Genomic DNA, 18,472 nt, shown 5'->3' with positions numbered 1-18,472 from the left:
CGGCAGGTTAGTTGATCGGCAGCTCATTGAATGGAGTCGATATTGAGGGGGAAGCTTTGAATGTCACTTTTGGGTCGGCATCCGCCGACCAATATGACATTAATTAATATCTTCCAGTGACTGCTTTGGGATAGTTTTATCTATGCCTGTATCGTTTCACGATCATAAAACTCATAAATACCACCATGAATATTCATCATTTAACACGCGTAATTGGATAGCGTAATGTGTTAACTGATTCATTTTCTAGTTGGAGATATTTATGAAAACATTACCTAAATTAGTGGCCATTAGCGTTCTATCCTTGTTAGCGATTGGGGTGGACGCTAAATCAAACTTCGATATCATCGCCAATCTTGATAATGGCCCCGGCAATGTGACTGTAACGGACACGGGTCGGATCATTATGAGTATGCATCAATTTTATCAGCCAAAATTTACCGTGGTTGAATATAAAGAGAACACACTCGTGCCGTTTCCGAATTGGGAGTTGGCGGATGTGGATTCAAAAGCGGCGATGAAACTGGATTCTGTGCTGGGCATTCGCTCAGCGAATGGGATCGTGTGGATGTTGGATAATGGTATGCGTAGTGGCGTTACGCCCAAACTCGTGGGTTGGGATATTAAGGCGGACAAGCTACATCAAGTCATCATGTTGCCAGCTCCGATTGCGCCAAAGGATGCCTTTGTTAATGATTTTGCCGTTGATACCCGCCACAATATTATCGTCATCAGTGATCCGGCGGGCGGGGCGAATGCTGGCCTGATCGTTGTTAACCTAAAAACGGGCAAATTAAGGCGTGTACTGGTAGGAGATAGCAGCGTGATTCCTGAAAATGTCGATTTAATAATCGACAAGGTGGCTATTCAAGTCAAGGATAACTCAGGCAAGCTAAGTAAGCCTCATATCGGTGTTAATCCGATTACTGAAGACTTGAATAATGAATGGGTTTATTTTGGGCCTATGCACGGCCTTAGCTTGTATCGAATAAAAGCGGCGGATTAATGAAAGGCAAATCGAAAGGCTTTAGAGAGTCGGTAGGTCATGCTTGAGCATCCTCTTCCATCTTGACATCGTATTGGCTGCGCCGCGCCGCTTGGTTGCATTTTGCCCGGTGATACAAAACGTGTTGCGCTGCCATGACGTGATCCGGTTTGCCAATCCACATGTCCAGAGCGGGTTGCTGGATGGCGCGGGCAAATGAAAACGCCAACGCCCAAGGCAGTTGGGATTTGAATCTTGCATTCATGGCATTCAAACGGGCCGTAGCCACTTCAGCGGCTTGTCCGCCTGACAAAAATGCAATCCCCGGCACTGCGGCAGGAACGGCCCGTAAGAGACAATTCACCGTCGCATCAGCTACCTCATCCATCGTGGCTTGCTGGGAACAAGTTATTCCCGGCGCCACCATATTAGGCTTTAGGATCATCCCCTCCAACATAACCCCTTGTATGTAAAGCTGGTCGAAAACCGTTCTCAGGACTTCCTCTGTTACCTTGCTGCATTGCGCTAGCGTGTGCGCGCCGTTCATCAGCACTTCCGGCTCGACGACAGGCACCAAGCCCGCTTCTTGGCACAACGCGGCATAACGGGCCAATGCCTGCGCGTTGGCTTCTATACAAGCCCGACTGGGAATGCCCGCATCCATAGCAATCACCGCACGCCACTTGGCAAAACGGATACCCATTTGTGCATATTCAGCCAAACGTTCGCGTAAACCATCCAATCCTTCGGTTATTTTTTCCCTAGGATGACCCGCCATAGCCTTTGCACCCGTATCCACTTTGATGCCAGGAATGATGCCTGCATCAATGAGAATTTTGACAAACGGCGTACCGTCTTTATGGTGCTGGCGGACTGTTTCATCATAGAGAATCGCACCACTGATGCTGTCACTCAGATTGGGCGTTGTGATAATCAATTCGCGCCAAGTGCGCCGCGCCTCCTCGGTCTGGGGAATATCCAACTGGGCAAAGCGCTTATTGCAGGTTGGATTACTTTCATCCATCGCCAATAAACCTTTGTCGTCGGCGACCAATGTCCTTGCGGTATCTATCAGCGTTTGTTTGCGCATCATTGATATTTCCGTAAATGATAATTAATGGATGAGCTAAAAGCCTATCGTATTGGCGAACTGGCAAAGCTGTTTCAGCAGACAGCCCCAGTCGTTTACCCTTTCCATTTCCAGTTACGGATTTCCGGCATATCTTGACCATGTTTGTTGATGTACTGCTTGTGTTCGATCAACTTGGCTTTCAGTTGCTCTTTAAGCAAACGGCCTTTTTCGCCAACTTTGGGAACTCGGTCAATCGTATCCATGACCAGGTGAAAGCGATCCAGATCATTTAGCACCGTCATATCAAAGGACGTAGTGATCGTGCCTTCTTCTTTGTAACCACGGACGTGAATATTGTCGTGATTCGTGCGACGGTAAGTCAGTCGATGGATTAGCCACGGATAGGCATGGAAGGCGAAGATGACGGGGTTATCTTTGGTGAAAAGCGCGTCGAAAGCCTCATCGCTTAAACCATGAGGATGTTCGAGTTGCGGCTGCAACTTCATTAAATCAACAACATTGACGACGCGAATTTTTAGATCAGGCAGATGCTCGCGCAGGATGGATACGGCAGCCAGCGTTTCCAGTGTCGGCACATCGCCACAGCAAGCCATGACCACATCGGGTTCACTGTTGATGTCGCAACTCGCCCATTGCCAGATACCAATACCGGCGGTGCAATGCTTGATAGCTTCCTCCATTGTCAGCCATTGCGGGGCTTGATACTTGCCTGCGATCACGACATTGACGTAATGGCGGCTGCGCAAGCAATGATCCCAGACCGACAACAGACAGTTGGCATCTGGCGGCAGGTATACGCGCACGACCGAGGCTTTTTTGTTGACGACATGGTCGATAAAACCAGGGTCTTGATGGGTAAAGCCGTTGTGCATCTGCTGCCAAACATGCGAAGCAAGCAGATAATTCAGCGAGGCAATCGGCTTGCGCCACGCAAGCCCTTTGGTCACTTTCAACCATTTGGCGTGTTGGTTGAACATCGAATCGATGATATGGATAAACGCCTCGTAGCAATTGAACAGGCCGTGCCGACCCGTCAGCAAATAACCTTCCAGCCAACCTTCGCATTGATGCTCGCTTAACATTTCCATCACCCGACCGTCATGGGCGAGAAACTCATCGTTATCTTGGGTGCGGGCTTCCCACTGACGTTCAGTCGCTTCAAACACCGCACCAAGGCGGTTGGATAAGGTTTCGTCTGGACCGAAAATTCGGAAATTGCGCTGCTCGCGGTTGAGTTTGATGACATCGCGTAGAAACACACCGAGTTCATGGGCGTCTGCAGCGTTAACGGATCCGGGCGACGGTACGTTAACGGCATAGTGACGAAAATCGGGCATGACCAAGTCACGTAACAACAGACCGCCGTTAGCATGAGGGTTAGCGCCCATGCGGCGGTCACCTTTGGGCGCAAGTTCAGCCAGTTCTGGCTTTAGTTTTCCGTGGGTATCGAACAGCTCATCCGGTCGGTAACTGCGCAACCAGCTCTCTAACAGCGTTAGATGTTCGGGATGCGTAGACGGATCGGAAAGCGGTACTTGATGCGCCCGGAAAGTGCCTTCAATTTGCAGGCCGTCCACCCATTTCGGCCCCGTCCAGCCTTTCGGTGACTTGAGGACAATCATGGGCCAGCGCGGGCGCATGCTGTTGCCATTGACGCGGGCTTCGTGCTGGATGCGTTGGATGTCTGCCACCACCATGTCCAGTGTCGCCGCCATCGCTTCGTGCATCAACAGCGGGTCATGCCCTTCGACGTAATAAGGTATCCAACCGTTGCCGCGCAGAAATTGATCCAGCTCTTCCGGCTCAATACGTGCGAACACGGTGGGATTGGCTATCTTGTAACCGTTGAGATGCAGGATGGGCAGAACTGCACCATCGGTGGCAGGATCGAGAAATTTGTTCGAATGCCAAGAGGTCGCCAATGGCCCCGTCTCAGCCTCGCCATCTCCGACCACGCAAGCAACAATGAGCTGTGGATTGTCGAATACCGCACCGAACGAATGGCTGAGCGAATAGCCCAGTTCACCGCCCTCGTGTATCGAGCCTGGACACTCCGGCGAGGCGTGGCTGGGAATGCCGCCCGGAAAGGAAAATTGAAGGAAAAGCTTTTGCAACCCCGCTTCATCCTGACTGATGTCGGGATAGATTTCGCTGTAAGTGCCTTCAAGATAGGTGTTGCTGACGACTGCCGGGCCGCCATGCCCGGGCCCTGAGACGTAAATCATGTCGAGATCGTATTTTTTGATAACACGATTCAAGTGCACATAAATGAAATTCTGCCCAGGGGTCGTACCCCAGTGTCCCAGTAACATGGGCTTGATGTCTGCAAGCAAGAGCGGTCGCTTTAACAAAGGATTGTCGAAAAGATAAATCTGGGCGACCGACAAATAATTAGAAGCGCGCCAATAGGCATCTATTTTGTGGAGCATTTCGGGTGTGAGTGTGTCCGTTTTCATGATTTATGTTAGTTTCCCGATTGATAAGTGTTGAATATCGCTAACTTCGAATTTACGGCACCAGCACCGCCGCCCCCACAAACCGACCTGCCCGTAAATCGGCAAGCGCTTGGTTGGCTTGTTGAAGTGGATAAGCGGTGGTTTGGGTGACTATGCCCATCTGGGGGGCGAGGCGCAGGAAGTCCAAGCCATCTTGGCGGGTGAGATTGGCGACTGACACAATTTGCCGCTCGCCCCACAATAACTGATAGGGGAAGCTGGGGATGTCGCTCATGTGAATGCCAGCGCAGACTACACGCCCGCCTTTGCGGACGGCTTTTAAGGCCAGCGGAACTAACTCTCCGACTGGCGCAAATATAATCGCGGTATCCAAAGGTTCTGGTGGCGTTTCTTCCGAACCGCCCGCCCAAACCGCGCTGAGTTGTCTGGCGAAATCTTGTGCAGCCACATCGCCAGTTCGGGTAAAGGCAAACACCGAACGGCCTTGCCAGTTGGCGATTTGCGCGACGATGTGCGCCGCTGCACCGAAGCCGTAAAGCCCCAGCTTTTTCCCCTTACCTGCCTTCAGCAACGAACGCCAACCAATCAAGCCTGCACACAATAACGGCGCTAAGGCTATATCACTGCCGACTTCACCCAAAGGGAAAGCAAAACGGGCATCGGCAATCACCTTGGTGGCAAAGCCGCCATCGCGGGTGTACCCGGTGAACAAGGGCTGGTCGCAGAGGTTTTCGTGCTGCGCCAAACAATAAGGGCAACTGCCGCAAACATGTCCAAGCCAAGGGATGCCGACGCGATCACCGATGTGAAAACCGTCAACATTAGCGCCGATGGCTTCCACGCGTCCGACAATTTCGTGTCCGGGAATAATGGGGAAAATGGGATTAGGCAATTCACCATCAAGGACGTGCAAATCGGTTCGGCACACGCCACAAGCCAGCACTTTGACGCGAATTTCGCCGGATTGCGGTTGCCGATCCGGCAGTTCTGTCCATTCCAACGCGGCATGGGCTTGCTTTAACACCATAGCAAACATGATAAGCGTTAAGTTTTCGGAAAATCAGCACCGCGCGTGACGGTTTCCCACGTAGCAAATTCTTTTTGCAAACTGGCGAGTTTGGCTTTTGCACCTTCGAAAGCATCATTACCCAATAATAAATGATGCGGCGGATTATCGGATTCGACCGCTTGCACAATGGCATGGACGGCGCGTATCGGATCGCCCGATTGTTTGCCAGAAATAGCGCGGATATTTTTGCGCCATTTGCCTGCGGTTTTCGCGTAATCGTCAATGATGTGCTTGCTTTCGTTGGCTGAACGGCCTGCCCAATCGGTACGAAAACCGCTGGGTTCAACTACCATCACTTTAATACCCAAGGGTTCGACTTCTTGTGACAGCGCGTCCGACAAGCCTTCGACGGCAAATTTTGTGGCGTTGTAATAACCTAAAGATGGCAATCCGGTCAGTCCGGCAATGGACGATAAATTGACGATAAAACCTTTGCGGCGTTTTCGCATGGTTGGCAAAGCCACATGAATCATCCGGCACAAGCCAAAGAAATTAACATCAAACATTTTCCGCACTTCGTCTTCTTCGCTTTCTTCCACTGCGCCGAAATAGCCGATGCCCGCATTGTTGACCAAAACGTCAATATGCCCGAAAGCATCTTCGGCGGCTTTGATTGCCGCTTCGGCTTGAACGTGATCGGTCACGTCGAGCTTAAGCACCAAAGCATCGCCTAATTCTGCCAAATCTTTCACATCATCAGGATGACGCGCGGTCACGACGGTGCGGTAGCCGAGTTTTAACACATGGCTGGCAAGCTCGCGCCCAAAGCCAGTGGAGCAACCAGTAATAAACCAAACGGGGCTTTCGTTATTTGTTGTCATTGCTGTTTATCCTTGTGGGTTATGCGGATGCGTTAATCGCATCAACGCGAATCAGTTTTTTGTTGATGAATCCTTGAATACCTAGATTGGCAAATTAACGACCGTCCTCTGAATGGCAATGTCCTGCTAGAAATTAATTATCATCAACGAAATAACCCTGATGATGACGAAACCAAAGAAGGCGCGGACAAGATAGAACCCTACCCTGCCTTCTATTTACAAGCCGTTGATAAAATTAATAAATAAGAAAATATGCTGAAGAGGGAGATACTGAATGCTCCCTATTGTTGAGGCTAAAAATACCCATTGCGGAAAATTTTTTCTGTACGTCACCGAACCAATGCAGCATTAAAAATGCTTAATTCTAAAATTCGGTTTTCCCAAGCCAATAATGGAATCCACACTTACCCCTCAAAAAATGGTCGAGTTTGAGCATGGTTTAATGAATGCAAACGCCCATCAAAATACGTAAAAGCAGCTGTTACATACTGTATAAATATAATCTACCGTCTAATATTTTTAATTATTTTTTTGAATAAAAAATTTAATCCATTAATACAAAAACCCAAAAAAACAAGAATTAAACTGATAATGATGGAAATAAAAATAATCGAACCTAATCCAGCAAAGACACCATTACCCATATCAACCCCCATAATTTCGTCAATAGCTATAGCCAACATGCCGAGAGACATAACTAGCACCGGGAGTATGAATGCTGACATAAATAAAAATACGCTAATTTTGTTTAAATCCCTAAGTGAACGGTATAAATCTCTGAAAAAAATAATAAGGCTGTATATTATTGCAAAAACCATTAATGCGTATAAAAAATAACAAATATAGGTGAATACCATTGCGATCATATTTAATTTAACCTGAAATTTTTGTAAAGGGTTGGCAGCTAAAAAAATAGCAACAATCTATTATTTAAATAAATAATTTCAAAGCCGTCAGTGGTCGGACGTAAATACGTTTCAATGACTGATTGTATTATCTTGTTAGGCAAAAAACCAAAAGTGCATAAAAAAACACTCAGTGTGATAATGGCTTTTTCTTGAAAAGGGTAGATATTACGATTTTCAACGCATCCGAACGCATAATGATTCAGTCGTTGGAATGGCTCCGTATATCACACGATTATTTCCACTGACGGATTGGTCTTTCGCATTGCCATCAAGTGGATAGTATCCAACCAATCCGGAAGCAATATCAGCATTAGCCGGAGATAACATCGCCGAAAGTGAAAAAAATATCAATCCGGTTAAAAATTCACGAATTTTCATAAAATCCTCATTGGGTAATTGTATTTACGGTAGTAATTTGACCTGCATTAATTAGGCATTCATATTGAAGCAAAAAAACGCCAACAGCTTGCCATAACTTTTTAATGATTTATACCGATTTTTCTTTTGCATACCAAAACGTTGCATTTTCTACAATACAAATAAGGTTGGTTTTTAAGCTTCTGGCAAGAATTTCGCCAACTATTGCCGGTATCTATGTTCTGAACTACCGAACATTTCACTGGCTTGTTTGATGGTGTTTTGAGGATTTTCTAGGTTAAAGCGGGGTTTTACGTTTTGCGGTGACAATCTTTTCAGGACTTAGTCAGAAGCGCTAAAGGTTCTTCTGACTGCCCAATTCGAATACTTGGCAAGCAACTGTTGGCGTGGGGCTTGGGTTAAACGCACCCCAGCTCATTGGCTTTGTCAGTTCGAATCATAAATTTCATTAAGGTATTGGGGCCAAAAGTGGAGCTGATGGCGACATCAGCGGCATCACGACCCCGTGCTATCAACACCCTTCCGATGCGCGGCGTGTTGTTGCGGGCATCGAAGGTATACCATTGCCCATCAAGATAAGCCTCAAACCAACCGGCAAAATCCATGGGGTCTGGGTTTGCAGGAATGCCGATGTCGCCCAAATAGCCAGTGCAGTAGCGGGCAGGGATATTCATGCAGCGGCAAAAGGCGATGGCAAGGTGCGCGTAATCGCGGCAAACGCCGGTGCGTTCATGAAAAGCTTCCCAGGCCGTTTTGGTACGTCGGGCATGTTGATAGCCAAAACTGATGTGTTGATTGACATAATTGCAGATCGCTTGCACCCGCCCCCATCCTGTTGGGGTTTTGTCGAACAATTGCCAAGCCGCTTCTGTAAGGCGATCGGTCTCGCAATAACGGCTACCCAGTAAAAATAGCAGCGTATTGTCGGGCAGCGCTTCCACGGGCGTTTGCCGCGCTTGCGGCATCACTCTATCGGGTTCTCCGTCATCTTTTATGAGTGATGATGAGGTCAATCTCAGCAGCCCTTGCGGAGCAACAATGCGGCTGCACCAATTTCCGTAGGTATCATGATAAGCGGTAATGGGTATCGGTGGGTCGGTCACCAACTTGTCTGGAATAATGAAATCTGCAACGCGGCTGTGATGGACGTTTAAAGTCAGGATCATAGGCGTCGGCTGGAGGCAGTCGTAAATGATTTCGTAGCCTAAGTGGATTTTTATCATGCGGATGCTCCTTGATTAACGGCTGAATGCTTAAACTTTGCCGTGCTGAGTGGTTTTTTTGATTCGCTATTGATTAACATATTTTTCTCCCGTTTGCCGCGCCGAACACCGCAGGTTTTGTCGGGATAAGCCCGCATACCCGAAGGGTATAAAGGGGCGCGGCAAGGATGCCGCGCGTCAGCAGGAGGGCAGGAAGCCCTCTCTGCTGACCCCCGACAAAACCGAGGAGCGCAGGATGAAGCGGCAACAGGGCCGCCTTTTCTTTGGCTACTTTCTTTTCGACTGTATGGATGCAGGAGGTAGAGCAACGCAGGAGCAGTTGCCGAGGCGGCGCAAAAGAAAGTAGCTCGCCTTCGGGTGCGAGAACCCGATTAACAATCTGTCGCGATAGTGACTCATCATCTGTTTTTATATCGCAGGAAATGTCTGCGTAAAATCAGTTAGCTAAAAAGCTACCAACTCTGGCTTATCAGCACGTTTTGCAACGATTCGATGATAGCCTTACGCAAGTCATGCCATTGCTGCCCACCTGAAATAACGTAGTGTTGGTTAATTTCCAGCTCGATGCCGATATAAGCCGATGCCGGTAACCGCTGCCGAAACCAAGCCGTTAAACCGTCATTCTTGCCGAGATACGGATAATTGCGGCGGACAACCAGCTCGGGCGCGCAGGCTTTCAGTGCCCACTGCCAATGCTTGCAAAAACCAAGTTCGCCTGATCGGGCCGGGTCGTAAAGCAGGCCAACATCGGCTGTGCGGCGGACGCCGTTCAATTCAGGCGTAAAGCTGTGCGAAGAAAGATGGATGACCTGGCCCTGTTCGGCTATTGCCTGCCTGACCAATTGCTCCACTTGCCCGCGATAAGGATGGTAATAATGCTGCAAAATGCTTTCGCGTAGATCCGTTGCCCGATGGGCAACCCAATCCGCATGCAAATTGGGATGACCGACAGACCGGTTCAAGTCAACCAACAGACGGCTAATATGGGAAGAAACCAAGGGGGCAGAAAAAGCATCAGCCAGCTCCCTTGCCATCATCAGCGCACCAAAATCAAAGCCTCGGTGCGTATACAACAATGCTTGACGGTCTTTAAACAAGTCGTGGTAAAGCTCAGGAATCTGATTGCCGCCATGCTCGCAAGTAATGACGATGCCAACATTTTTATAGGACGTCGTGTTTGCAGCTTGCATACTTGGCGGGTTTACCAATTCAGGTTAGGTATATTGCCCAGTATTTGACGTGTACCATCAGTCCACCGCTTGCCCAACGCGCTAAAATAGCTATCGCCCATCTCAAAACGCCGCCGCATTTTCACTTCTAGGCTGTCGTGCTGATAGCAAAGCAAATCAATCGGCATACCGACCGATAAATTGCTGCACATCGTCGAATCAAAAGAAACCAAAATACATTTGATGGCATCGGCTAAAGAAGTCGCCGGCGTAATCACCCGATCAATAATCGGCTTGCCGTATTTGGTTTCGCCGGTTTGGAAATACGACGTCTCCAAACTGGCCTCGATAAAATTGCCTTGTGTATACAACCGAAACAGGCGCTGTGGCTCGCCTTTAATTTGACCGCCGACGATGAATGATGCATTAAAGCTAATCGCACTGGCCGCTAAATGTTGGCCGTCACGCCTGTCTACATCGCGCATTGCATCCGATACCCGCATGGCCACCTCAAACATAGAATCTGCGCCCCAGAGATTAGGCACATCATTTTTCTCATTACGTTGTTTCAAAAGGCTGATGACCGCCTGTGTTCCCGCGAGATTACCCGAACTTAATAAGACGATTACCCGATTCCCTGCGCGTTCAAAAACCGTCATCTTGCAAAAGCTTGCGATATTGTCAACACCCGCATGAGTGCGTGAGTCCGAGGCAAATACTAGCCCCGTGTCGAGCATGATGCCTACACAGTAAGTCATAAAAACGTATCCCAATCATCCATTAAAAGCCAAGCCCGCATCATTGAACAAAGCTAGGGGTTGGTAACCATTCTACTTAAACGCCATGCCCGGTCTGTCTGTTACCGAACATAGCTAGACTTTTTTAAAAATTACCATCTTTCTCCCGCTACTGAAACCGCAAAGCCTCAATCGGCTTTAAATTCGCCGCTTTCCGCGCCGGATAAAAACCAAAAAACACCCCGACACTGGCGGCAACACCAAACGCCATCAACACCGAGCTGAGCGTCACCACCGCCAAAGTATCGTAGACTTGGCTGTAAAGATACGCGCAAGCAATCCCCAACACCGCGCCGATAAAGCTGCCCGCCAGCGAAATCATCACGGCTTCAAACAGAAATTGCAGCAAAATGTCACCGTTTCTTGCGCCAATTGCCATGCGGATACCGATTTCGCGTGTCCTTTCGGTGACCGACACCAGCATGATGTTCATGATGCCGATGCCACCGACCAACAGCGACACCGAGGCGATGGCGCCGAGCATGGTGGACATGGCTTCGGTGGTGCTGGCGGCGGCTTGGGCTAAGGCGGTGAGGTTGCGGACGGAAAAATCATTTTCTTTATCGGCATGGATGCGATGCCGCGTGTGCAGCAAATCCACCATTTCCTGTTCAGCTTTCGCCATCACTTCAGCGGACTTGGCTTTCACCAAAATCATCCGTACCATGCCGGGGAATTGGTTGCCGAACAATTGCCGTTGTGCGGTGGTGATCGGCACTAACACGGTGTCGTCTTGATCGCGTCCGTCCAGACTTTGGCCTTTTTGCGCTAACACACCCAACACCAAAAACGGGCTGTTTTTTACTCGGACGATTTTGCCGACTGGATTTTCATCGCCAAACAGGTTTTTCACCACGGTTTGCCCCATCAACAGCACCCGCGTCGCTGCGCGGGTGTCGCTGTCTTTAAAACCTTCGCCCGCGACCACTTGCCAATCGCGCACTTCAAGTACGGGTGGGGTCGTGCCTACGACTTGGGTACTCCAATTGTTAGAGGCGTAAATTAGTTGCGCGGAATTAAAAATATTGGGCGCGACGGCGGCGATTTCCGGCAACTCGCTGATCGCTTCAGAATCGGCTAAGGTCAGCGTCGGCACCGTGCCGGAACCTTGCCGCGTACCACCCGCCGAGGTAGAGCCGGACAAAACAATAAACAAATTGCTGCCCATCGACGCGATGGACTCATTCACCATCAATTCCGCGCCTTGCCCAATAGCCATCATCATAATGACCGCGCCGACACCAAACACCATCCCCAGCATGGTGAGCAATGTCCGCATCCGATTGGCGAGCATCGCCGCCCAGCCTTCGCCCAATAATGCGCCGACTATCATTTGCTTTTGTCGCTTTCGATTTGCCCGTCCTTTACCAAAATCATGCGCTTGGCGTGGGCGGCAATATCGGGTTCGTGGGTAACTAAGATGATGGTGATTTTCTGCTCTGTGTTCATATCGAGAAAAATTTTCATAATGTCTTCGCTGGTTTGCGTATCCAAATTGCCCGTCGGTTCATCAGCGAGGATGAGTTTTGGGTCGTTGACTAAAGCTCTGGCGATGGCGACGCGCTGTTGCTGTCCGCCGGATAATTGGTTGGGTCGGCGTTCGCCAAATTCTGCCAAGCCGACACGGTTGAGCATTTGCAGGGCTTTGTCGCGCCGCTCGGATTTGCTTTTACCTGCATACAGTAAAGGTAAGGCAATGTTTTCTAACAGCGAACTGCGCGGCAATAAGTTGAAGCCTTGAAAAACAAAACCGATTAATTGGTTACGCAGGTTCGCTAGTTCGTCTGAACTTAAGGTGGCGGTGTCGCGGTCTTGTAGGAAATAATGCCCGGCAGTGGCGGTATCCAAGCAACCGAGGATGTTCATTAAAGTCGATTTTCCTGAACCGGAATGGCCCATGATGGCGACGAACTCGCCGCTTTCGATGTTGAAGTTAATGTCTTTGAGTACGGGGACGTTTTCTAAGTATTGTTTGTAGAGTCCGCTGACGGAGATTAGGGGGCGGGTCATAAGGATCTATCGCAAAAGGTTAGGCCGCCATCTCGGCAGGGATTGCCGAGATCCAGAAGCCATGGATGGCAAACGTTGAATACATCCCTGTAATCTGGATTCCGGCAATCCCTGCCGGAATGACGTTTTCTATTTACTTTCACGTTGCGACTTTACTAATTTGCAAACCGCAGAGCTTAATAGAGTCGCACCAATATAATTTGGGCATCAAAACGCCTTAACGCGGAAGTTTTGTTTATCCGCAACAGCTTTGCCTTCCGCACTATTCGCATTCAAATCTTCAAGAATCACCGCATCACCCGCTTTTAAATCCCCGCCAATCACTTCACCATATTTGCCGTCGCTGATGCCGATTTCAACAGGCACGGCCACGGCTTTGCCATTTTCCAAACGGTACACCGTTTTTGCTATTTTTCCGGTCATGCTGCTCGTTGGATAAAACTTAAAGGCAGCTAGCGGGATTCTTAAACTATCTTTGCGTTCTTGAATAACGATATTCACAAAAGCCGTCATGCCGGGCAGCAAGATTTCATCAGGGTTGCTGACATCAATCACCACGTCATAAGTTACTACATTCTGCAAAACCGTCGAATCTAACCGAATGCGGCGGACTGCGCCGGTAAAAACGCGGTCTGGATAAGCATCAACGCTAAAGTTGACCGCTTGCTCTTTCCGCACCCCGCCGACATCGGCTTCAGCAACCGAGGTATCGATTTGCATCATTTTCAAATCTTTGGCGATGGTGAACAAAGTCGGCGTGGTAAAACTGGCGGCGACGGTTTGCCCAATATCGACACTGCGCGACACCACCACCCCCGACACAGGCGATTTGATAATGGTATAGCCGCGATTGGTTTTATCGCGCTTCAGCAATCCCACCGCCGCATCGACCAAGGCTTTCCCTACCGACAAAGCTTGCACGGATTGGTCAAGCTCAGATTTGGCGATGTAATCTTTCGCATACAATTCACGCGAGCGTTGCGCGTTTAATTGCGCCAGTTTCAATGAGGCTTGAGTGTTAGCCAGATTCGCTTGGCTTTGTTCGAGCTGGGCGTTAATCAACGACGGATCAATTTCTGCCAGAATCTGGCCTTGGGTCACGCGGTCGTTAAAATCGACATTTAGTTTATTGACCACGCCGGAAATCTGCGTACCGACGTTGACCAACACCACAGGATTTAACGTGCCGTTGGCGGAAATCAGGGTGGTGAGTTTGCCTTTAGCTAAGATTTCTGTGCGGTAGTTGGGCTTTTTTTCTGCCGTCCGCCAAGGGCTGAACCAATAGCCGCCCGCAAGGACGGCTATTAGCACAATCAAAATTATGGCGATGTGTCGACTAAACCAAGAGCGTTCCATAGGTTACCTGGATGGGATAAAAAAGTTGCGGCAAGGCGGCGGGAGGGAAACCAAAGCCTTCAAGTAAAGCAACACAGCCCCGTTCGTGCTCGACTGCATGGATGCAGGAGGTAGAGCAACGCCCCCAAGGGGGTCTAAGGACAGGTCAGTTGCCGAGAGCTTTGTCGAAGTATGAACGGCTGTGTTGCTAGGTCGGATTTTTCCATTTATCCTTCGACGACCAACGGAAGTCCCTGTGGGACAAGCTCAGGACGAACGGAAAAATCCGTGATCAAAATCGTAGGATGTGCTGAGGAACGAAGCGCATCTATCGAGTTTCATGCTGGTTCCCAAGCTCCGGCTTGGTAGCCCAAGTTTCAGAAGCTCTAGCTTCGAATACGACAAGAAGCTGGAGCTTCTGAAACCGCATTCCCAAGCCGGAGCTTCACTGCCATTAAGTTAATAATTAACAATACCTATCAATGGTATAGGCTGATTGTGGCAGGATTTTTCCGTTCGTCCTGAGCCTGTCGAAGGATGAGCGGAAAAATCCGTGAGCAGAGACTTAAACCATTCATGCTTCGACAAGCTCAGCACGAACGGATTAAGTCTCTGGTTCATATAGTTTTTTTCCTTAACTTAATGGCAGTGAAGCCGGAGCTTGGGAACGAGCGTCGAAACCTAATTTATCTTGACGGAAGCGAAGAATAATCCAACCTTCCCAAAGCCTGAGCCAATTGCGCCTTTTGCGTCAACCAAGCATATTGCGCTTGAATAACTTGCAGCCGCGCATTGGCATGGCTCCCTTGAGCAGTCAACACATCAATAATATTGCCCGCCCCAGCCTTATATCGCTCCATCGCCACGCGCTCCGATTGGAACGCACTCGCCAGCAAATCTTCGCTGCTTTTAAAGGTGTCATGGGCAATGTTTAACAATTGATAAGCCCTCCAGACATCCAAACTGACGGTTTGGTCGAGTTGGTCAAAATTGGCACGTTGCACTTCGAGCTGCTCTTTGGCGCTACGGACTTGATAAGTGATATTAAAACCCGTGAACAGCGGCACACTGATTTGCATCCCCACCGACCAGCTTTGGGTTTCGCTAGGCAAACTGGTATTGCTGTAACCCAAATTACCGACTAAAGAAATACTCGGCATATGCCCCGCTTCGGCGGCTTTTACGCTGGCTTCTGCCGCTTGAATATTGGCTTCGGCGGCTGCCAAATCGGGCCGTAGCGTTTTCGCCTGTTCAATCAATTGCCGCACATTGTTGTCTTGCTCAAGACTGGGTTTGGGTACCGACGGCGGCGCGATTTGCAAGTGATAATCGGCTTGCAGCCCCAACGCGTTCGCCAGACTACCGCTGGCAACCCTAGCTTCACCTTCCGTTTTTTGACGGTTCAGGCGGGCTTGGGCAAAAGCCGTTTGTGCCAGCAAGGCATCCGCCAACGCCGCTGCGCCAATGTCATGACGGGTTTTTGCCGCCTTCAAAGCTTCGCTGGTCGCGTTCTCCGACACTAAAGAGGCATCGGCGGCGGCTTGGCTAGCAAACACTTGGTAATAAGCTTGAATCGCCGAGAACATTACCGTTTGCAAAACCGCATCTTGTGTCCAATTGGACGCTTCCAAGGTTTTTTGTGCGGTCTCCAGCAAAGCTTCCCGTCCGCCAAAGTTATAAAGCAGATAACTTAAACTGAGTGCAGGCGTGAAGCGGTTGATGACTTGATCCGAATTGGAAGTGCTCGTATTGCTCGTAATGCTGGTAGTTGACGTCGATTGCACATTGCTGCCACTGGACGAATTTGCGCCACTAGAAAGCGAGGTCGTTAAGGTCACCGTAGGCAAATACGCCGCTTTGGCAATGCCGACTTGCCCAGCTTGATACCGCGCATTCGCCCAAGCCAGACGGGTTTGCGGATTAAAACACAGGGCTTGGTTAATCACATCCACCAACGTCCACGCCTGCTGGCTATCCGTGTTCAGGCGGCAAGGATCGTCCTCTTCGTGCTGTTTTTGGTCTGGGCTTTCACGGACTTGCTGATGCGTGTCGAATGGGTCGGCAAATCGGCTATCGGAATTGGCGGTGGCGATTAATGGGCAAAAAGCCATGAATAATACCGCCCATAAAATCGGTTTCATGGAAACACCTTCACCAAAACCGGAAACAATTCGCCCAATCCTTTGGCAATAAATTCCACGGCGATAGACGTTAATAGCAAGCCCATCAAACGCGTCACCACATTCATACCCGTGCGCCCCATGACATCGGCAATTTTCGGCGCGGCGAGCAGTGCCGCCAACACCAAAACACTCACCGACACAATCACGCTGCCCACTAATAAATAGTGGGCCAAAGAATGCCCGCCCTGACCATAAACAATCACCGTACTGATCGCCCCAGGGCCGCTTAATAAAGGAATCGCCAGCGGCACAACCGCAATAGAATCTTTCTCATACGATTCCGCCCGTTCTTCCGGCGTGTGGCGAATCGGGTCATTATTGGCATACAGCATGGAAATCCCCATCATCAGCATCAACAAACCACCCGCCACCCGAAATGACGGCAGGCCAATACCCAAAAAATGCAAAATCGGCTCGCCCGCCAATAAAGCCACCGACAACACCATCGCCACCGAAAACGCACACACCCAAGCTGTATGGTGACGCTCTGCAACGGGCCGATCCCTAGACAAAGCAATAAAAGTCGGGATCACGCCAATAGGATTAACCACAGAAACCAAGCCCACCGAGAGCTGTAAATAATCATTCCAGCTCAGCATGATTTATTGGCGATTGTTATCAAGTGTTAGTGGGGTTGGGTGAGGGTTTGGGCATAAATGGGCGTGGTTTGTTAACTGCAAAACCTGTAGATTAATTTGAATTGCTGGAGGCCGGAGTTTGTATGAAATAAATGGCTAAGTCTGTACGGTATCGCGCATTCGCTTGTTCCCAAACTAGAGCTTGAACGAACCAAACCTAGCCGACAAACTAACCACCTTTTTCTGAAGGACTTCGTTTACAAGGCTTAAAGAATGGCGCATTATCTGGCCTGTCCAAAAAAGCAAAAACAAAGCTGTTTTTTGATTTATTCGCCTGAAGTGTAATCTAGCTTTTTTAGGACATGCCAACTATTGATAAGCAATTGGAATTAAGTGATTTTTAATATTTTAAAAAATTATGAGCAAACTTTTAACGTGTTTTTTACGTCAATTAGGATGCCTAAGTAACGTTGGGCAATGAGAGTTTTTAGAAATATGTAGAACACAATAACTGAAAGGCATTGCGCTGAATGCTTGTTCACTGCATGACGGAATCAGCAGCGTTATTCCGTCCATAGACGAATTGGTTTAATAGTTGTAAGCCCTAGAAAAAAGCTTGTTTGGTATATAATACCCAACATTACACTCAAGCGTGACACTCCTTATTTTGGCGGTTTTGAAGGTTTGCTTCGGTGGCTTCGCCAATCTTCCCTGACAGGCACGCGTTGGAGGTTTTGCATGACAAATCGCATCACAAAGAGCGCCATAATTTCATCAGGTGCATTAGGCGCAGTGCACCTCATACTATTGGCAGCAAATGCTCTTGTTCAATATGCAAAGAAAAATATCAACACTGCAAGCGAGCTCGCCTACACAGCCATGGATTTTTTAACTCCGTTCATTCTTATAAGAGATGGATTGCTATTCGCTTCATTTCTATGTGCCTCTCTATCGTTTTGGCTCGTTTTCCGAAACAGAGAAAAATTACTGTCGAAGAAAGTCTTGGTTTATGTGATTTTTTCCCTTGCAGTAACAACATCCATCGCTACGGCCTTCTACGGATGCATTTTAAGTCTTTCCTTTATAGGTGAATTATGGAGAGAAAATATGTGCGAGACCTCTATTTATGAACGCTCGTTATCAGAAAACGGACGGTATATTGCTGAGGTTTCCATGACTGACTGTGGTGCTGTGAGCAGTTTTCATCGAAAAGTAACGATTTCTAGGCTTCCACTTACTTCATTCCCAATGACAGCGTTGTATTTGAAAGGTATTCCTTCTATAAATTTGGAATGGAAAGATAGGGTATTAGTTATTCATGGAAGCCGCCCTCTTGAAGAAATGGAACGTAGACCACCTGAGTACGCACAGATTGGTGGAGTTATGTTTCATTACGTAAATGATGTCGTAACAAATCAATGAACCAAGCCATCTCCCTAACCTGTCGCTCAAAATCAGTTGCCGCTA

Annotated in this window: 16 protein-coding genes; 2 read left to right on the top strand and 14 right to left on the bottom strand. The window is 48.8% G+C overall.

The window, feature by feature from the left end; genetic code table 11:
- Positions 1 to 262: 262 nt before the first annotated feature.
- Positions 263 to 1,006 carry an L-dopachrome tautomerase-related protein gene (locus ACYQ1O_RS06585; protein ID WP_459990865.1) on the top strand — a complete coding sequence of 248 codons (744 nt, stop codon included), beginning with the start codon at positions 263 to 265 and terminating at the stop codon, positions 1,004 to 1,006.
- A 37-nt stretch (positions 1,007 to 1,043) separates the two neighbouring features.
- On the opposite strand, the gene ACYQ1O_RS06580 is transcribed toward ACYQ1O_RS06585, so the two are convergent.
- The 14 genes from ACYQ1O_RS06580 to ACYQ1O_RS06515 form a co-directional block, all read right to left on the bottom strand.
- A complete protein-coding gene (locus ACYQ1O_RS06580) occupies positions 1,044 to 2,078 on the bottom strand; it encodes a class I fructose-bisphosphate aldolase (RefSeq protein WP_459990864.1) in 1,035 nt (344 codons plus the stop codon).
- Between the two features lie 92 nt (positions 2,079 to 2,170).
- A complete protein-coding gene (locus ACYQ1O_RS06575; RefSeq protein WP_459990863.1) occupies positions 2,171 to 4,534 on the bottom strand; it encodes a phosphoketolase family protein in 2,364 nt (787 codons plus the stop codon).
- Between the two features lie 52 nt (positions 4,535 to 4,586).
- The gene (locus tag ACYQ1O_RS06570; protein WP_459990862.1) at positions 4,587 to 5,570 is read right to left on the bottom strand and encodes a zinc-dependent alcohol dehydrogenase family protein; all 984 of its coding nucleotides are present in this window, start codon (positions 5,568 to 5,570) and stop codon (positions 4,587 to 4,589) included.
- Between the two features lie 8 nt (positions 5,571 to 5,578).
- Complete coding sequence (locus ACYQ1O_RS06565; protein WP_459990861.1) at positions 5,579 to 6,424, bottom strand: oxidoreductase; 846 nt, start codon at positions 6,422 to 6,424, stop codon at positions 5,579 to 5,581.
- Between the two features lie 503 nt (positions 6,425 to 6,927).
- Positions 6,928 to 7,119 carry a hypothetical protein gene (locus tag ACYQ1O_RS06560; protein ID WP_459990860.1) on the bottom strand — a complete coding sequence of 64 codons (192 nt, stop codon included), beginning with the start codon at positions 7,117 to 7,119 and terminating at the stop codon, positions 6,928 to 6,930.
- Between the two features lie 387 nt (positions 7,120 to 7,506).
- Positions 7,507 to 7,710 (bottom strand): hypothetical protein, encoded by a 204-nt coding sequence (locus ACYQ1O_RS06555; RefSeq protein WP_459990859.1) that lies wholly within the window; start codon positions 7,708 to 7,710, stop codon positions 7,507 to 7,509.
- Positions 7,711 to 8,108: 398 nt separating this feature from the next.
- On the bottom strand, positions 8,109 to 8,933 hold the full coding sequence (locus ACYQ1O_RS06550) for a transglutaminase-like domain-containing protein (protein WP_459990858.1): 825 nt from the start codon (positions 8,931 to 8,933) through the stop codon (positions 8,109 to 8,111).
- 452 nt (positions 8,934 to 9,385) lie between these two features.
- Complete coding sequence (locus tag ACYQ1O_RS06545; protein WP_459990857.1) at positions 9,386 to 10,123, bottom strand: N-formylglutamate amidohydrolase; 738 nt, start codon at positions 10,121 to 10,123, stop codon at positions 9,386 to 9,388.
- An 11-nt stretch (positions 10,124 to 10,134) separates the two neighbouring features.
- The gene (locus ACYQ1O_RS06540) at positions 10,135 to 10,860 is read right to left on the bottom strand and encodes a proteasome-type protease (protein WP_459990856.1); all 726 of its coding nucleotides are present in this window, start codon (positions 10,858 to 10,860) and stop codon (positions 10,135 to 10,137) included.
- Between the two features lie 148 nt (positions 10,861 to 11,008).
- Positions 11,009 to 12,232: an ABC transporter permease gene (locus ACYQ1O_RS06535; protein WP_459990855.1), complete on the bottom strand. Its 1,224-nt coding sequence runs from the start codon at positions 12,230 to 12,232 to the stop codon at positions 11,009 to 11,011.
- A complete protein-coding gene (locus tag ACYQ1O_RS06530; protein ID WP_459990854.1) occupies positions 12,229 to 12,909 on the bottom strand; it encodes an ABC transporter ATP-binding protein in 681 nt (226 codons plus the stop codon). Before ACYQ1O_RS06530 ends, ACYQ1O_RS06535 begins: the two co-directional genes overlap by 4 nt.
- Before the next feature lie 207 nt (positions 12,910 to 13,116).
- Positions 13,117 to 14,265 carry an efflux RND transporter periplasmic adaptor subunit gene (locus ACYQ1O_RS06525; protein WP_459990853.1) on the bottom strand — a complete coding sequence of 383 codons (1,149 nt, stop codon included), beginning with the start codon at positions 14,263 to 14,265 and terminating at the stop codon, positions 13,117 to 13,119.
- Positions 14,266 to 14,930: 665 nt separating this feature from the next.
- Entirely contained in the window at positions 14,931 to 16,385 is a 1,455-nt protein-coding gene (locus tag ACYQ1O_RS06520; protein ID WP_459990852.1) for a TolC family protein, read from the bottom strand.
- Complete coding sequence (locus ACYQ1O_RS06515) at positions 16,382 to 17,026, bottom strand: MarC family protein (RefSeq protein WP_459990851.1); 645 nt, start codon at positions 17,024 to 17,026, stop codon at positions 16,382 to 16,384. The genes ACYQ1O_RS06520 and ACYQ1O_RS06515 overlap by 4 nt, the downstream gene beginning before the upstream one ends.
- Positions 17,027 to 17,743: 717 nt before the next feature.
- Between ACYQ1O_RS06515 and ACYQ1O_RS06510 the strand changes: the two genes are divergently transcribed.
- Positions 17,744 to 18,427, top strand: a complete 684-nt coding sequence (locus ACYQ1O_RS06510) for a hypothetical protein (protein ID WP_459990850.1) — start codon at positions 17,744 to 17,746, stop codon at positions 18,425 to 18,427.
- The last annotated feature ends 45 nt before the right edge of the window (positions 18,428 to 18,472 follow it).

This window comes from Methylosoma difficile (assembly GCF_054657615.1).
The sequence above is the reverse complement of the archived record's forward strand: the minus strand, read 5'-3'. Positions and strand labels throughout refer to the sequence as shown.

What these genes read in the sequence shown, in the direction of transcription:
- ACYQ1O_RS06535 (WP_459990855.1), bottom strand. Translation starts at nt 12,232, where the DNA reads ATGATAGTCGGCGCATTATTGGGCGAAGGCTGGGCGGCGATGCTCGCC.
- ACYQ1O_RS06545 (WP_459990857.1), bottom strand. Translation starts at nt 10,123, where the DNA reads ATGCAAGCTGCAAACACGACGTCCTATAAAAATGTTGGCATCGTCATT.
- ACYQ1O_RS06515 (WP_459990851.1), bottom strand. Translation starts at nt 17,026, where the DNA reads ATGCTGAGCTGGAATGATTATTTACAGCTCTCGGTGGGCTTGGTTTCT.
- ACYQ1O_RS06570 (WP_459990862.1), bottom strand. Translation starts at nt 5,570, where the DNA reads ATGTTTGCTATGGTGTTAAAGCAAGCCCATGCCGCGTTGGAATGGACA.
- ACYQ1O_RS06530 (WP_459990854.1), bottom strand. Translation starts at nt 12,909, where the DNA reads ATGACCCGCCCCCTAATCTCCGTCAGCGGACTCTACAAACAATACTTA.
- ACYQ1O_RS06550 (WP_459990858.1), bottom strand. Translation starts at nt 8,933, where the DNA reads ATGATAAAAATCCACTTAGGCTACGAAATCATTTACGACTGCCTCCAG.
- ACYQ1O_RS06580 (WP_459990864.1), bottom strand. Translation starts at nt 2,078, where the DNA reads ATGATGCGCAAACAAACGCTGATAGATACCGCAAGGACATTGGTCGCC.
- ACYQ1O_RS06565 (WP_459990861.1), bottom strand. Translation starts at nt 6,424, where the DNA reads ATGACAACAAATAACGAAAGCCCCGTTTGGTTTATTACTGGTTGCTCC.
- ACYQ1O_RS06555 (WP_459990859.1), bottom strand. Translation starts at nt 7,710, where the DNA reads ATGAAAATTCGTGAATTTTTAACCGGATTGATATTTTTTTCACTTTCG.
- ACYQ1O_RS06540 (WP_459990856.1), bottom strand. Translation starts at nt 10,860, where the DNA reads ATGACTTACTGTGTAGGCATCATGCTCGACACGGGGCTAGTATTTGCC.
- ACYQ1O_RS06510 (WP_459990850.1), top strand. Translation starts at nt 17,744, where the DNA reads ATGACAAATCGCATCACAAAGAGCGCCATAATTTCATCAGGTGCATTA.
- ACYQ1O_RS06525 (WP_459990853.1), bottom strand. Translation starts at nt 14,265, where the DNA reads ATGGAACGCTCTTGGTTTAGTCGACACATCGCCATAATTTTGATTGTG.
- ACYQ1O_RS06560 (WP_459990860.1), bottom strand. Translation starts at nt 7,119, where the DNA reads ATGTCTCTCGGCATGTTGGCTATAGCTATTGACGAAATTATGGGGGTT.
- ACYQ1O_RS06575 (WP_459990863.1), bottom strand. Translation starts at nt 4,534, where the DNA reads ATGAAAACGGACACACTCACACCCGAAATGCTCCACAAAATAGATGCC.
- ACYQ1O_RS06520 (WP_459990852.1), bottom strand. Translation starts at nt 16,385, where the DNA reads ATGAAACCGATTTTATGGGCGGTATTATTCATGGCTTTTTGCCCATTA.
- ACYQ1O_RS06585 (WP_459990865.1), top strand. Translation starts at nt 263, where the DNA reads ATGAAAACATTACCTAAATTAGTGGCCATTAGCGTTCTATCCTTGTTA.